Annotated in this window: 1 protein-coding gene; it reads right to left on the reverse strand. The window is 71.8% G+C overall.

Translation table 11 applies throughout. From position 1 onward, the window contains the following. On the reverse strand, positions 1–418 hold a 418-nt coding region (locus QSK45_RS38125), incomplete at both ends, for an Ig-like domain-containing protein (protein ID WP_285563540.1).

Consider the following 418-nt stretch of genomic DNA (forward strand, 5'->3'; position numbering starts at 1 on the left):
CGGTGAGGGAGTGGGTGCCGACCGGGAGTGCGGAGGTGGTGAGGGTTGCGGTGCCGCCGCTGAGTGTGGCGGTGCCGATGAGGGTGGCGCCGTCGAAGAAGTCGACCGTGCCGGTGGGGGTGCCCGCGCCCGGCGGTACGGCGGTGACCGTCGCCGTCAGGGTTTTCGCCTGGCCGAAGGCGGAGGGGTCGGGCGCCGACGTGAGAGTAGTGGTCGTGGCCGCCTGGGTGACGGTCTGGATGTCCACCGGGGATGTCGATCCGGCGAAGTTGGTGCTGCCGTTGTAGACGGCGGTGAGGGAGTGGGTGCCGACCGGGAGTGCGGAGGTGGTGAGGGTTGCGGTGCCGCCGCTGAGTGTGGCGGTGCCGATGAGGGTGGCGCCGTCGAAGAAGTCGACCGTGCCGGTGGGGGTGCCCGC

Source organism: Streptomyces hygroscopicus subsp. hygroscopicus (assembly GCF_030269125.1).
Taxonomy (GTDB): Bacteria; Actinomycetota; Actinomycetes; order Streptomycetales; family Streptomycetaceae; genus Streptomyces; species Streptomyces hygroscopicus_C.